Origin of the sequence: Brachybacterium sp. NPDC056505, from assembly GCF_042794925.1 — a bacterium.
Classification (GTDB): domain Bacteria; phylum Actinomycetota; class Actinomycetes; order Actinomycetales; family Dermabacteraceae; genus Brachybacterium; species Brachybacterium kimchii.
The window spans coordinates 1-13,428 of record NZ_JBHTSV010000042.1; the positions used below are offsets into that span (position 1 = coordinate 1).

Here is a 13,428-nt window from a genome sequence, read left to right on the forward strand (position 1 = left end):
GTACGAAACCGTTGCCAAGATCGCTCATGGCAACGGTTTCGTACTTCTCGCGCTCGCACGGCCGCGTCCTCGCCCTGCTCCTCCGTCGGCCCGCTGCTCCGTCGGCCCGCTGGGCGCGAGGAGCTGCCCGTCAGCCCTTCAGTCCGGTTCCCGCCACGCCCTCGACGATCTGGCGCTGGAAGACCAGGTAGAGCAGCACCAGGGGGAGGGCGGCGAGGATCGCGCCGGCCTGGATGTCGGCGAAGCGCTGGCCGAAGCTGCCCTGCACCGTCGCGAGCCCCACGGGGATCGTCATCAGGTTCGGGTTGGTGAGGACGAACAGCGGCAGCAGCAGGTTGTTCCACACGCCCACGAAGGTGAGGATCGCGACCGCGGCGATCACGGGGCGCGAGAGCGGCATGATCACCGACCAGTAGATCTTCCACAGCCCCGCGCCGTCGATGCGCGCGGCCTCCTCGAGCTCGCGGGGGATGCCGTCGAAGAACTGCTTGAAGATGAACACCGAGATCACGGCGGGGACCTGCGGGAAGATCACCGCCCAGTAGGTGTTCAGCAGGTTCGCGGCGCCCAGCATCTCGAAGATCGGCACGATCAGCACCTGGCTGGGGATCATGATGCCCAGCAGGATCATCAGCATCACGGTGGTGCGTCCGCGGAAGCGCATCCGGGAGAGCGCGAAGGCTGCCATCGAGGCGAAGACGACGGTGAGGAGCGTCGTGATGATGCCGGTGATCGCGCTGGCGAGGTACCAGTTCCAGATGTCGCCCGCGCCGAAGAGCGTCGAGTACGAGTGCAGGGTCGGGTACCAGTGGGAGAGGATCTCGTTCGCGCCGAGCGCCGCCACACCGTTCTCGGACAGCGAGGTCTTCACCGCGAACAGGCTCGGGATCAGCCAGATCACCGCGAACACGACCAGCACGATCCAGGTGACGATCGTGAAGGTGCGTCCGCTGATGCCGGCGCCCGAAGGCCGGGCCGGGGGAGCGGCGGCGGAGATCGCGCCGCCCACGCCGGATCGGCCCGCGCGCCCGGGGGAGGACGTGGTCGCGGTGGTCGTGGTCATGGCTCAGGCCTCCTGGTCGCGACGGGCGGCCACGCGCTCGACGATCTCGCGGATCACGGCGATGGCGACGATGATGATGAACAGCAGCACCGAGGCCGCCGACGCGGCGCCGATGCGGTTGTCGGTGAAGGCGGTGCCGGTGATCAGGCCCAGGCTGACCTGGGTGGAGATGCCCGGACCGCCGTTGGTCATCAGATAGACCTGGTCGAAGATCTTCAGGCTCGCGATGATCTGCAGCAGGATGACGAGCGTCGTGGTGCGGCGCAGCAGCGGGATCGTCACGTGCCGGATCTGCTGCCAGGTGCTCGCGCCGTCGACGGCCGCGGCCTCGTAGAGCTCGCGCGGAATGTCCTGCAGCCCCGCGAGGTAGAGGATGAAGTTGAACCCGATGGTCCACCACACCGTCGCTATCGCGACGCCCACCATCGCGCTCTTGGGGTCGGCGAGGATCCCCGAGCCCGGGGTGAAGCCGAGCAGCGACTGCACGCTCGCGAAGAGGCCCGTGGCCGGCGTGAAGATGAAGACCCAGATCAGGGAGATCGTCGCCGAGGGCAGGATGAAGGGCAGGAAGAAGGCGAGGCGGAAGAACCACTGGCCCCGTTGCAGGCGGTTGGTGAGCACCGCGAAGACGAACGCGAGGATCACCAGCGGCGGCACGGTGTACAGCGTGAACTGCAGGGTGTGCCAGAGGGAGGACCAGAAGTCCGCGCGCGAGAACATCTCCACGTAGTTGTCGAGGCCCGCGAAGCTGCCCAGGCCGCGGTGGACCAGCGAGGTGTTGAAGAAGCTCGCGACGAACATCCAGATCGTCGGCCCCAGCAGGAACGCCAGGTAGAAGAGCCCGAACGGCGCGAGGAACAGCCAGGCGCCCGGGCCGGTGCCGCGGTCGGAGGGTCGTCCGCCGCGGCCGGCTCGGCGGGCCGGAGCGGCCGCGCTCGCGGCCGCCGGGGAGTTCGGCGCCGACGGGACATTCGGCGTCGTCGTTGCACTGGTCATGATGCGTGCGTCCCTTCGGCTCAGAGCGGGCTGGGCGTGTCGAGGTAGGTCTGGAGCTGGCCGCGGATGGCGCTCAGCGCGCCCTCCGGAGTGGTCGACCCCTGCTGCACGAGGGCGAGCTGCGCGCCGACCGTCGCCTCGAAGGTCGAGCCCGAGCCGCCGTACCAGGCGGCGTCGTCGTAGTAGGCGTTCTCCGCGGCGGAGGCGTAGTCCGACTGCGGTGTGAGCTTCTTGTACTCCGCGCTGTCGTAGGTGGGCAGGTAGGCGGGGACGTGCCCGCCCTCCGCCCAGGTCATCGACTCGGTCAGCATCGACTTGATGAATCCGAGCGCCTGCGTCAGCTGCTCGGGCGTGCGGTCCTTCTTCGGCAGGATGAAGGTGTGGGAGTCGGCCTGTGCGGCGGGGCGGTCGAACAGGGTGGGGATCGGCGCCATGCCGAACTTCAGACCCTCGATCGACTGGAAGGTGCTGATCTCCCACTCGCCCTGCAGGTAGATGCCGGCCTTGCCCGTCGCCATCTGCGTCTGGGATCCCGCGTAGTCGATGCCGCGGTTCAGCCAGCCCTTCTCGACCCACTTCTGCAGGCGCGCCGTGATGTCCGTGTAGATGTCCTCGTCGACCGTGATCTTCGCGCCCCCGTCGGAGAGGAACGGGGTGGCGTCCTCGTACTGGTTGTACAGCGACCAGAACAGTCGCCACGGCGTCGCGGTCTCGCTCACGTTCGCGGAGGTCAGGGCCTCCGATCCGGTGACGCCCTTGATCTCCTCGAGGGCGGACTCGAAGGTGTCCACGCCCGAGAGGTCGGTGAGGGAGCCGTCGGACTCGAGCAGTCCGGCCTTGTCCATCACGTCGTGGTTGAAGAACATGACGAACGGGTGGGTGTCGAGTGGGATCGCGATGTTCTTGCCGTCGGTGACCTGCGCGCTCCAGGCCTTCTCGTTGAAGTCCGAGGTCTTCAGGCCCACGCTCGCGAGGTCGTCCTCGCTGATGGGATCGAGGATGCCGCCGTCCCACAGGGGCTTCGCACGGGTGAGGTGGGCGACCGCGACGTCGGGCGGCTGGTTGCCGACGGTCGCGAGCGTGACCTTGGAGTAGTACGGATTGCCCCAGGCGAACGTCGTGGCCTGCAGCGAGGAGGATCCGCCGTGGGCCTTCTCGTAGACCTTCTCCATGTCCTGCATGCGGCCGCCGTCGCCGCCGCCGAACAGGTTCCAGAACACCAGGGTCTCGGGGGCGACCTCGCTGCCCACGAGGCCCGCGCCGAGGGGCCCGCCGCAGCCGGCCAGCGCGGCGGACGCGCCGAGCACGGCGGTCGAGCCGAGGAGGGTGCGGCGGCCGACGGGACGTCGGCCGGCAGAGCCGAGGGGCGTGCGCACACGCATGGGGCATCACTCCGTCGTGGATCGGGATCACGGTGTGAACGTGACCCAGAGCATCTTTGCAACGTTGAGAATACACGCGGTGGTGCCGAGCGCAAGGGATCGCAGGGAGGCGCGGCGGGGCCGAGGGCACAAGGGTCCCGTCGGGCGCGATCGGGGCCCGCGCCGGCGGCGCGCTCAGCCCTCCGGCGTGCTCCCGCGGACCACGAGCTCGTGCGGCGCGGTGATCGTGCGCGGAGCTCCCTCGTAGCCGTTGATCCGCTCGATGAGCATGTCGAGAGCGGCCTTGACCAGGAACGGCTTGTCCGGCCGGATGGTCGTGAGCGGAGGGTGGGCGAAGAGCGCCTCGGGGCTGTCGTCGTAGCCGACCACGGCGACGTCGCCCGGGACGGCGAGGCCGCGGTCGCGCAGCCCGGCGAGCGCGCCGAGGGCGATCTCGTCGTTGCCGCACACCAGGCCGTCGAGGTGCGGGTGCGCGTCCAGCAGACGGTGCGCCGCCGTGTGCCCGTCGGCCCGATGCCAGTCCGCGACCTCCTCGATGGGTGCCCGGGAGGGGTCGAGGTCGTGGCGCCACAGCGCCTGGCGGAAGCCCTCGATGCGCAGTCCTGAGGAGCTGTGGGGCGCCGGGTCGGTGGTCTCCATCGCGCCCACGAAGGCGAGGCGGCGCCGGCCGCGCTCGAGCAGGTGGGCGGTGGCGTCGGCGGTCGCCCGCGTGTTGTCGATCCGGACGTAGTCGGAGCCGGGCGGCAGATGCGCGTCGGAGAGGTGCTCGCCGATGAACACGGTGGGCTGGTCCACGTGCTCCATCTGCGCGAGGTAGTCCTCGCCCACCTGCATGGGGTTGAAGATGACGCCGTCGCCCAGCCTCCGCCGGAAGCCGCGCAGCACCTCGATCTCCTCGTCCCGACCCGCGGAGGTGGTGTGCAGGACGACGGTGCGGCCCCGGCCCTGCGCCTCGTCGATGAAGGTCTGCGCGAGATTCGAGAAGTAGCTGAAGTTCAGCGAGGGGACCGCGAGGGTGACGATGCCGCTCGCGCCGGTGCGCAGCTGCTGGGCGGCGAGCTGGGGGCGGTAGCCGGTCGCCGCGATGGCCTCCTGCACGCGGGTGCGGGTGGACTCCCGCACATGCGGGTAGTCGTGGACGACGTTGGACACCGTCTTGATGGAGACGTCCGCGATCTCGGCGACGTCGCGCAGCGTGGGCGGTCGGCGCCGCGCGCGGCGAGTGGACGGTGGCATGCGGCTGATTGTGCCACCGCGCGCGGCGGCGGGACGCCGAGTCCTCGGCGCGACCTCGGGCTCCGTGCCGCGGCGTGACTATGGCCCCCGGACCGAGCGGCCCCCGGACCGAGCGGCCCCGGACCGCGGGCCTCGGAACGGGCCCCTCCCGGGCCGCCGGGTTCTCTTGACGGCCGACGGGGGCCGTGGTGAGATCTTCTGCAACGTTGTAGACGATGAAAGGCCCTGCCGCGATGACCCGCACCGTCACCCTCGCCCTGCACCCCGCCTTCCGGGTCGCGCCCGTGCGCCCGCGCACGTTCGGGGCCTTCGTCGAGCACCTGGGCCGCTGCGTCTACGGCGGCATCTTCGAGCCCGGCCACCCCGCGGCCGACGAGGCGGGCTTCCGGACCGACGTCCTGGAGCTCACCCGCGAGCTGGGCGTCACCAGCGTCCGCTACCCGGGCGGCAACTTCGTCTCCGGCTACCGATGGGAGGACGGCGTCGGCCCCGTCGAGGAGAGGCCCGCGCGCCACGACCTCGCGTGGCACTCGACCGAGCCGAACACCGTCGGCCTCGACGAGTTCATGGCCTGGGCCGAGCGCGCCGGCGTCGAGCCGATGTACGCGGTGAACCTGGGGACGCGCGGCGTCTCCGAGGCGCTCGACGTCCTCCAGTACGCGAACGCGCCGCAGGGCATCGCGCTCTCCGACGAGCGCGCGGCCAACGGCCACCCCGAGCCCTACGGGATCCGCATGTGGTGCCTGGGCAACGAGATGGACGGCCCTTGGCAGACCGGCCACAAGACCGCCGAGGAGTACGCGCGCACCGCCGCCGAGACCGCCCGCGCCATGCGCCAGGAGGACCCGGGGCTCGAGCTCGTCGTCTGCGGATCCTCGAGCTCGCAGATGCCCACCTTCGGCACCTGGGAGGCGACCGTCCTCGCCGAGACCTACGACCTCGTCGACATGGTCTCCGCCCACGCCTACTACGCGGAGAAGGACGGCGACCAGGCCTCCTTCCTCGCCTCGGCCGACGACATGGACCACTTCATCGACTCCGTCGTCGCCACCGCCGACCATGTGCGGGCCGAGCTCAAGGCCGAGAAGCGCATCATGGTCAGCTTCGACGAGTGGAACGTCTGGTACCAGCACCGTGCCGAGTCCCGCCCGCCCGAGGGCGACGACTGGCCGGTCGCGCCCGTGCTGCTCGAGGACACCTACAACGCGATGGACGCGGTGGTCGTCGGCAGCCTGCTGATCTCGCTGCTGCGCCACAGCGACCGCGTCGCCTCGGCCTCCCTCGCGCAGCTGGTCAACGTGATCGCCCCGATCATGACCGCGCCCGGCGGCGAGGCCTGGCGCCAGACCACCTTCCACCCCTTCGCGCTCACCGCCCGCCACGCCGCCGGCGAGGTGCTCGACGTGCGCATCGACGCCCCGACCTTCGCCAACGAGCGCTTCGGCACCTCGAGCGCGGCCGACGCCGTCGCCACCTGGGACGAGACCGCCGGGGATCTGACGCTGTTCGTCGTGAACCGCGATCCCGAGCGCGAGCTCGACCTCGCCGTGGACCTCGCGGACTTCGGCGGTGTCTCGCTCGTCGAGGCGCTCACCCTCCACCACGAGGACCCCTACGCCGCGAACACCCAGGACGCGCCGGACACGGTGACACCGCAGGCCAACGACTCGATCCGGGTCGAGGACGGCCGGCTGTCCGGTGCGCTCCCCGCGATCTCCTGGAGCCTCGTGCGGCTGCACCGGGGCTGAACGGCCGGCCCGCTCAGCCCTCGTCGGCGAACCGGCTGCAGGCGGGGCATCGGGTGAGCAGGTCGTGGCGGCAGGTGCGCACGTGCTCGAGGAACGACTCCGCGTCCGCGAGGCGCTCGCGCTGGGCGCGGATGCGCGAGAGGCGCTCCTCGATCACCTGCGCGCGTCCCGCCTCGTCGCGGTGCAGCACGAGGCGGATCTCCCCGAGCGAGAGCCCCACCTCCTGGCATGCGCGCAGCACCCGAAGCCGCCGCACCTGCTCCTCGTCGTACTCGCGGTGGCCCGAGGCCGTGCGCGAGGGCGAGACCACGCCCATGTCGTCCCAGTGCCGCAGCACGTGGGTCGGCACCCCGATGAGCCTCGCCGCATCCCCGATCCTCATCCGACCATCCTGGCGTTGACCTCAGGTCGACCTGAAGTCCTAGCGTCCTCTGCATGGAGACGAACACGCGCACCCGGGCGCTGCCCGCGCCCACCATGGTCGACCTCGAGGGCATGCGCACGGCCACCTGGCTCCTCGGGCCGCCGGAGGGTGGGCCGGCGGAGCGGACGGCGGGACGGTCGACAGGCCGGGACGTGGTGCTGTGCCATGGAACCCCCTGGTCGGCGAGGGTCTGGGCCCATGTCGCGACGACCCTGGCCGCCGACCGCCGCGTGCTCCTGTGGGACATGCCGGGGTACGGCCGCTCCGAGATGGGGCCGCAGGTCGCGGTGGACCTCGCGACGCAGATGGGCCGGCTTCCCCGCCTGCTCGACGTGCTCGGGATCGAGCGACCGCACGTGGTCGCCCACGACATCGGCGGCGCGGTCGCGCTGGGCGCCCACCTGCTGCACGGCCAGGACCTCGCCTCGCTGATGCTCTGGGACCCGGTGGTGCTCGAGCCCTGGGGGTCGCCGTTCTTCCGGCTGGTCGCGGAGCACGCCGACGTCTTCGCCGCGCTGCCCCCGCGGCTGCACCGGGCGCTCGTGCGCGAGTACATCTCCGGTGCGGCGGGTGGCGAGGCGGGCGCCCCGCTCGATGCCCCGGTGCTCGAGCAGCTTGTGGAGCCCTGGACGACGCCCGAGGGGATCCCCGGCTTCTACCGCCAGATCGCGGCGCTCACGCCGGCCCACACCCGACCGGTCGCGCGGAGCCTGGGCGCGGTGCGGTGCCCCGTCGCGATCGGCTGGGGCGAGGAGGACCCCTGGATCCCGGTCGAGCAGGCGGACAGGCTGGCGGCGGCGCTGCCGGGAAGGCCGACGCCTCGGCTCCTGCCGGGCGTCGGCCACCTCGCGCCCCTCGAAGCGCCCCGCGCCGTCGCGGAGGCCGTGCGGCAGTGGCTCGCGCGCCCCGAGTCCTCGGCGGGTCCCGGGTCCCATGTTCAACCGAGGGGTTGATCACGGCCGCCGACGGGCGTACCGTCGTCCTCAACCCACCGGTTGACGAAGGACGTGATGGACGACGATGAACTGACGAGGGCCTTCGCCGCCCTCGCCGACCCCACCCGGCGCGACCTGGTCTCCCGGCTCGCCCTCGGCGACGCCGCCGTCGGCGACCTCGCCGCCCCCTACGACATGTCCCTGCAGGCCGTCAGCAAGCACATCGCGGTCCTTGAGAGGGCGGGCCTGGTGACCCGCAGGCGCGACGCGCAGCGCCGCCCCGTCCGCCTCGATGCCGAGGCCCTGGGCGAGCTGACCGGATGGATCGACAGGCACCGGCGCGCGGCCGAAGCGCGCATGTCCCGCCTCGAGGACGTCCTCGCCGATCCCGGGACCGTCCCACCAGCCACCCCGACGCACGCACCCTCCGAGGAGGACCAGCCATGAGTCCCGACGCACCCCTGACCACCGCGCGCATCAGCGCCGACCCCGACCTGCCCGTCGTGCGCATCGAGCGCGACTTCCACGCATCGCCCCAGCAGGTGCTGCGCGCCCACACCGATCCCGAGCTCTTCGCCCGCTGGATCGGCCCGCACGATCTCACCACCCGCATCACCCGCTGGGACGCCACCACCGGCGGCGCCTGGGCGTACACGGCCTTCCGCACCGCCGACCCCGAGGGCGAGTCGTACTCCTTCCACGGCAGTTTCCACGACGTGCTGCCGGACCGCATCGTCCAGACCTTCACCTACGACGCCTGGCCCGAGGCCGTGACCCTGGAGACCGTCCGCGTCGAGGACCTCGGCGACGGCCGCACCCGTCTGCACGGGCGCTCCCTCTACGACTCCTTCGACTCCCGCGAGCAGATGCTCGCGAGCGACATGGAGAGGGGCGTCCAGCAGGGGTACGAGGCCCTCGACGCGCTCCTGACCGAGCGGGGCGAGCAGCGATGACCGCGCCCCTCCCGCAGCTCGCTCCCGCCGAGAAGTACCGGGCCGTCGCCGACCGCTTCGCCGCGACCGTGCGCGGCACCGCCGACTGGGACGCGCCCACGCCCGTCGTCGGTGGCGGGCGCGCGACGTCGTCGACCACCTGGTGACCTGGCTGCCCGCGGTCATCGAGGACGGCTCCGACGTGCGCTTCGCGCCGGGGTCGTCGGCCGGGGAGGACCCGGTCCGCGCCTGGACGCACCTCGACGAGCAGATCCGCAGGATCCTCGCCGACCCCGAGGTCTCCGCGCGTCCCCACTCGAACCGCCACACGGGGCAGGACCGTCCGGTCGGCGCCGTGATCGACGAGATCTTCACCGGGGACGTCTTCTTCCACACCTGGGACCTCGCGCGGTCGAGCGGCCAGGACGACCGCCTCGACCCCGACATGGTCCACGAGGCGCTCACCGGCATGAGCGCCATGGAGGAGTATCTGCGGCCGACGGGCCAGTTCGGGCAGCAGCAGCCCGTCCCCGAGGACGCGACCGAGCAGGAGCGGCTGTTCGCCTTCCTCGGCCGCGACCCGCGCTGGGCGCCGCCGGGCTCAGGACAGGGCCGGCTCGGCCTCGGGAGCTGACTGCGGCGTGGGGGTGCGCGACGACGGACGGCGCGAGATGCACAGCGTGACGCCGGCGGCCGCGAGCCCCGCGACCGCGCCCAGCGCGAAGCACAGGCGGAAGGCGTCGAGCGTGGGGATCGCCGTGCCGCCCAGCGGCATGGTGACCGAGGTGAGCACGATCGCCATCACCGCCCCGGCGCTCGTGGTGCCCATCGAGCGCATGAGGGAGTTCAGGCCGACGCCCGCGCCGGCCTCCGCCTCGGGTGCGTTCTCCATGATCAGCGTGGGCATGGCCGCGTAGGCGATGCCCACGCCGGCGGAGGACACGCAGGACGCGAGCATGAGCTGCCACGGCGCACCGGTGAGGAAGAACGCGAGCACGTAGCCGGAGGCGAGCACGATCATGCCGATCGCGAGCGTGATGCGCCCGCCCAGGCGGTCCAGCATGCGGCTCGAGATCGGGGTGAAGGCGAGCATCATCAGGCCCGCCGGCGCCATCCAGAGACCCGCCTGCAGCATCGTCTGGTGCAGTCCGTAGCCGGTCGCGTCCGGCGCCTGGAGCAGCTGGGGCATCACGATCGACTGCGCCATCATCCCGAATCCGGCGAGCACCGCCGCGATGTTCGTGAGCAGGATCGGCCGGCGGGCGGTGGTGCGCAGGTCCACCAGCGGGCTGGGGCGACGCAGCTCGAAGCGGCCCCAGAGGAGGAGGACCAGCAGGCCTCCGAGGATGGTGCCGAGGGTCGCCGGGCTCGTCCATCCCCAGCTGCTGCCCTTGGACACGCCCACCAGCACTCCGACGACGCCGACCGCCATGCCGAGCGCGCCGAGCACGTCGAGGCGACCGGAGGCCGCGGCGGGCCGGTGGGGGAGCGCCGCTGCGGTCGCGAGCACCATGATGGCGGCGAGGCCGCTGGCCACCCAGAAGAGCGCGTGCCAGTCGTAGGACTGGGCGATCCAGGCCGAGATCGGAAGGCCCAGGGCGCCTCCGACGCCGAGCGTCGCACTGATGCCGGCCACGGCCGCATTGCGCAGGTGCCTGGGCATCACCTCGCGGACGAAGCTGATGGCGACGGGGATGTAGCCCATCGCCAGCCCCTGCAGCACGCGCCCCACGAGGACCGGGGCGAGGGAGTCGCCGAGCGCGCAGATCAGCGAGCCGATGAGCAGGAGGACGGCGGAGCCGAGGAGCACGGGCTTGCGGCCCTTGAGATCGGCGAGTCGTCCCGAGACGGGCATGGCGACGCCGCCGGCGAGCAGTGTCGCGGTGACGACCCACGCCGCGTTGGAGGCGGAGGTGTCGAGCATGGTGGGCAGCTCGGGCTGGATCGGGATCACGAGCGACTGCATGAGCGCGGCGCTGAGGCTCGAGAAGCCCGCCACGGCGAGGATCAGCGCCGGGCGACGGGTGGCGGCACGTGGTGTCGCGGCGTCGGGTGTCGAGGTCATCGGGGCCTTCCGGAGAGTGCGAGCAGAGCGATGTGTAAGTTACACAAGCAACACTATGTAGACTACACACTGCGTGCCGGGAAGCCCATCCCGGGTGACGAGAGGAACGAGATGTCGGCGGAAGAGAGCGGCAATCCGAGAGCGGACGTCGAGGGCGGCAGGCGTCTGGCCGGGCAGTACGCGAGGCTCGAGCGCTTCCGCCGCAGCCATCAGCAGAACATGCGGCTGGGGACCGCCGACCTGCGGATCCTCTGGCTGTTCACGGACGGGTCGCCGCGCACGCTCAAGGAGATCGCCCGCGAGCTCGGTCTCGAGCAGTCGACGGTGAACCGTCAGGTGAATGCGGCCGTGGCCGACGGGCTCCTCGAGAAGACGCGCCCCACGGCGGGCTCCGCCTTCCACGTCGTGAGCACGGAGGCCGGCAGGGACGCCTTCGAGAAGGACGTCGCCATCTCCCTCCAGGGCTACGAGGCGGCCCTGCGCACCCTGGGGGAGGCCGACTCCTCGCAGCTCCTGGAGCTCCTCGAGCGATTCGTCGAGGCCTACGGATCTCTCGCCCCGGGGGACGACGCCTCCTGATCTGCTCCGGTGCAGCACCCGGAGTCCCAGCTGGTGGACATCGCCTGCGAATTCCCCACGTGGGAAGAGAACGCGCCTAGGCTCGGGGAATGTTCTCGAACCTCTCCGCCGGAGCACTCGGCCTGGACCTCGACCTGCCCACCGCCGTCGACCTCGCCGCGAAGCACGGCTTCGGCGGCGTCGACCCCGACCTCGGACACTTCCGCTCGCTGGGCAGCACCGCAGCCGTCCGCGAGTTCGCCGACTCCGTGCGCGAGCGCGGACTGGAATGGGGCATGACGGGGCTGCCCGTGCCGCTCGATGCGCCGGCCGAGGAGTTCCGCCGCGCCCTCGTCGATCTCCCCGAGAGCCTCGACCTGCTGACCGCCGCCGGCGTCACCCGCGTGGGCACCTGGATGCGGCCGATGCACGACGAGCTGGACCACCGCCGCAACTGGCGACTGCACGCCGGGCGCCTCGCCCTGGTCGCCGACCTGCTGGCCGACGCCGGCCTGCGCATCGGCCTCGAGTACATCGGGCCGAAGACCTTCTGGTCCACCGAGCGCTTCCCCTTCATCCACTCCCTGCGCGAGGCACGCGAGCTGATCGCCGATTCGGGCGCCGACAACGTGGGCCTCATCCTCGACAGCTACCACTGGTACACCGCCGGTGAGGACGTCTCGGACCTCGAGGGCCTCACCGACGCCGACATCGTCTCGGTCGACATCAACGACGCCCGCGACGACCGCGAGCGCGACGAGCAGCAGGACCTCGACCGGCGGCTGCCCTTCGCGACCGGAGTCATCGACGTCCCCGGCTTCATGGGCGCGGTGCGCGCGGCCGACTACTCGGGTCCCGTGAAGGTCGAGCCGTTCATGAAGGAGCTCGCCGAGCGCCCCGTCGACGAGGTGCTCGAGCAGATCTCGGGCCTCCTGGACCGCGCGATCGCGGGGGAGTGAGCCCCGAGCGCGAGCGGACGCGGGGCCCTTCCTCCCGTCGGCCTCAGCCGTCGGCGCGAAGGCCCGTGCCGTACTCGTTCCCGGGATCGGCGGTCGCGACGGCGAGGGTCGTGTCGGATTGTCCGTAGTAGGCGAACCAGCGGTCGTGGAACTTCACGAGTCCTTCGACGAAGGTGACGTTGGAGACGAGGCCGTGGGTATCCTCGTAGGTCTGCGGGCGCAGCCAGGGGTCTTGGAGGCGGGCGAGGACCTTCGTGGGGTCGGCGGGATCGATGACGATCTGCCCGCAGCGGTAGTCGACTCCGGTGGTGCCGTCCTCGTGGGTGATGCGGGTGGCGCCGTTGGTGAGCATGAGCAGCAGTCCGGTGTCGGTGAGGACGGGGGAGGTGCCGATCTCCACGAGGGCCTCGTCGAAGGTTCCCGGGGTGGGGGAGTACATGGGTTCGGTGTCGGGGGTGCCGGGCGTCCAGTGGATGAGGTCCTTGCTGGTGGCCCAGTAGATCGCTCCCTCTCCGAAGTACATCCACCACTGCCCGTCGATCTGCTGGGGGATGATCACGCCGGCCTTCGACCAGTTCTGCTTGCCGTTGTCGCTGACCGCGGCGAAGGTGTTGAAGTCCTCGAACAGCGGTCCGTGCTTGGTCCAGGTGCGCAGGTCCGGTGAGGTCGCCAGGCACAGCTGGGCGGTCACGCGGTCCCAGCCCGTGTAGGTCAGGTAGTAGGTGCCCTCGATGAAGGCAATTCTGGGGTCCTCGCAGCCGTACCGCTCGTAGTCGTGCTCGGGGGACAGGATCGGGGTGTCCTCGCGCTCGAAGTGGTAGCCGTCGTCGCTGAAGGCGATGCCGATGTGGGAGACGATGTCGTCCGCGTGGGCTCGGTACAGCAGCACGACCCGGTCGTTGACGACGAGCGCTGCGGGGTTGTAGAGGTTCGCCGATTCCCAGGAGTCGCCCTTGGGTCGCAGGATCGGGTTGTGCTCGTAGGGGGTGAACGGTCCCAGAGGGAAGCGCGCATCGCCGAAGAGGCTGACGGTGGTCATGGAATTCCTTTGCGGGTCGGGGGTGGGGAGCGGGGTGCGGATCGCCTCCGTCGGCCGTCACGGAGGACGGGGCGGATCGGGCGGCGGGGAG

General features: G+C 71.2%; 15 protein-coding genes. 8 read left to right on the forward strand and 7 right to left on the reverse strand.

The genetic code is table 11. The features are described from left to right. Nucleotides 1-130: 130 nt before the first annotated feature. From ACFQ53_RS15505 to ACFQ53_RS15520, 4 genes are all read right to left on the reverse strand, one after another. Nucleotides 131-1,063: a carbohydrate ABC transporter permease gene (locus ACFQ53_RS15505; protein WP_377861209.1), complete on the reverse strand. Its 933-nt coding sequence runs from the start codon at nucleotides 1,061-1,063 to the stop codon at nucleotides 131-133. A gap of 3 nt (nucleotides 1,064-1,066) precedes the next feature. Next, nucleotides 1,067-2,059 (reverse strand): carbohydrate ABC transporter permease, encoded by a 993-nt coding sequence (locus ACFQ53_RS15510; protein ID WP_249478173.1) that lies wholly within the window; start codon nucleotides 2,057-2,059, stop codon nucleotides 1,067-1,069. 20 nt (nucleotides 2,060-2,079) lie between these two features. Beyond that, nucleotides 2,080-3,441, reverse strand: coding sequence for an ABC transporter substrate-binding protein (locus ACFQ53_RS15515; protein ID WP_377861212.1), 1,362 nt, complete (start codon nucleotides 3,439-3,441; stop codon nucleotides 2,080-2,082). A 174-nt stretch (nucleotides 3,442-3,615) separates the two neighbouring features. Then, nucleotides 3,616-4,677, reverse strand: coding sequence for a LacI family DNA-binding transcriptional regulator (locus ACFQ53_RS15520; protein ID WP_377861214.1), 1,062 nt, complete (start codon nucleotides 4,675-4,677; stop codon nucleotides 3,616-3,618). A 233-nt stretch (nucleotides 4,678-4,910) separates the two neighbouring features. On the opposite strand from ACFQ53_RS15520, the gene ACFQ53_RS15525 reads away from it, so the two are divergent. After that, nucleotides 4,911-6,425: an alpha-N-arabinofuranosidase gene (locus ACFQ53_RS15525; RefSeq protein WP_377861216.1), complete on the forward strand. Its 1,515-nt coding sequence runs from the start codon at nucleotides 4,911-4,913 to the stop codon at nucleotides 6,423-6,425. A gap of 13 nt (nucleotides 6,426-6,438) precedes the next feature. Here ACFQ53_RS15525 and ACFQ53_RS15530 read toward each other — a convergent pair whose 3' ends face one another. Further along, nucleotides 6,439-6,807 (reverse strand): MerR family transcriptional regulator, encoded by a 369-nt coding sequence (locus tag ACFQ53_RS15530; protein WP_377861218.1) that lies wholly within the window; start codon nucleotides 6,805-6,807, stop codon nucleotides 6,439-6,441. A 53-nt stretch (nucleotides 6,808-6,860) separates the two neighbouring features. Between ACFQ53_RS15530 and ACFQ53_RS15535 the strand changes: the two genes are divergently transcribed. Genes ACFQ53_RS15535 through ACFQ53_RS15555 form a run of 5 tightly spaced genes read left to right on the forward strand, consistent with a single transcriptional unit; the run spans nucleotide 6,861 to nucleotide 9,350 of the window. Further along, nucleotides 6,861-7,802: an alpha/beta fold hydrolase gene (locus ACFQ53_RS15535; protein WP_377861220.1), complete on the forward strand. Its 942-nt coding sequence runs from the start codon at nucleotides 6,861-6,863 to the stop codon at nucleotides 7,800-7,802. A gap of 57 nt (nucleotides 7,803-7,859) precedes the next feature. Next, nucleotides 7,860-8,231 carry an ArsR/SmtB family transcription factor gene (locus ACFQ53_RS15540; protein ID WP_377861222.1) on the forward strand — a complete coding sequence of 124 codons (372 nt, stop codon included), beginning with the start codon at nucleotides 7,860-7,862 and terminating at the stop codon, nucleotides 8,229-8,231. Then, nucleotides 8,228-8,737 carry an SRPBCC domain-containing protein gene (locus ACFQ53_RS15545; RefSeq protein ID WP_377861224.1) on the forward strand — a complete coding sequence of 170 codons (510 nt, stop codon included), beginning with the start codon at nucleotides 8,228-8,230 and terminating at the stop codon, nucleotides 8,735-8,737. Before ACFQ53_RS15540 ends, ACFQ53_RS15545 begins: the two co-directional genes overlap by 4 nt. Next, nucleotides 8,734-8,883, forward strand: a complete 150-nt coding sequence (locus ACFQ53_RS15550) for a hypothetical protein (protein WP_377861226.1) — start codon at nucleotides 8,734-8,736, stop codon at nucleotides 8,881-8,883. The genes ACFQ53_RS15545 and ACFQ53_RS15550 overlap by 4 nt, the downstream gene beginning before the upstream one ends. After that, a complete protein-coding gene (locus tag ACFQ53_RS15555; protein WP_377861228.1) occupies nucleotides 8,880-9,350 on the forward strand; it encodes a TIGR03086 family protein in 471 nt (156 codons plus the stop codon). The genes ACFQ53_RS15550 and ACFQ53_RS15555 overlap by 4 nt, the downstream gene beginning before the upstream one ends. Here the strand turns inward: ACFQ53_RS15555 and ACFQ53_RS15560 are convergent. Further along, the gene (locus ACFQ53_RS15560; protein ID WP_377861230.1) at nucleotides 9,318-10,781 is read right to left on the reverse strand and encodes an MFS transporter; all 1,464 of its coding nucleotides are present in this window, start codon (nucleotides 10,779-10,781) and stop codon (nucleotides 9,318-9,320) included. The two genes, ACFQ53_RS15555 and ACFQ53_RS15560, sit on opposite strands and share 33 nt — an antisense overlap. 111 nt (nucleotides 10,782-10,892) lie before the next feature. On the opposite strand from ACFQ53_RS15560, the gene ACFQ53_RS15565 reads away from it, so the two are divergent. Beyond that, nucleotides 10,893-11,360 carry a MarR family winged helix-turn-helix transcriptional regulator gene (locus ACFQ53_RS15565; RefSeq protein ID WP_377861232.1) on the forward strand — a complete coding sequence of 156 codons (468 nt, stop codon included), beginning with the start codon at nucleotides 10,893-10,895 and terminating at the stop codon, nucleotides 11,358-11,360. An 89-nt stretch (nucleotides 11,361-11,449) separates the two neighbouring features. Beyond that, entirely contained in the window at nucleotides 11,450-12,298 is an 849-nt protein-coding gene (locus ACFQ53_RS15570; protein WP_377861234.1) for a sugar phosphate isomerase/epimerase family protein, read from the forward strand. 43 nt (nucleotides 12,299-12,341) lie between these two features. On the opposite strand, the gene ACFQ53_RS15575 is transcribed toward ACFQ53_RS15570, so the two are convergent. Then, entirely contained in the window at nucleotides 12,342-13,337 is a 996-nt protein-coding gene (locus ACFQ53_RS15575) for a glycoside hydrolase family 130 protein (RefSeq protein ID WP_377861236.1), read from the reverse strand. Nucleotides 13,338-13,428: the final 91 nt, after the last annotated feature.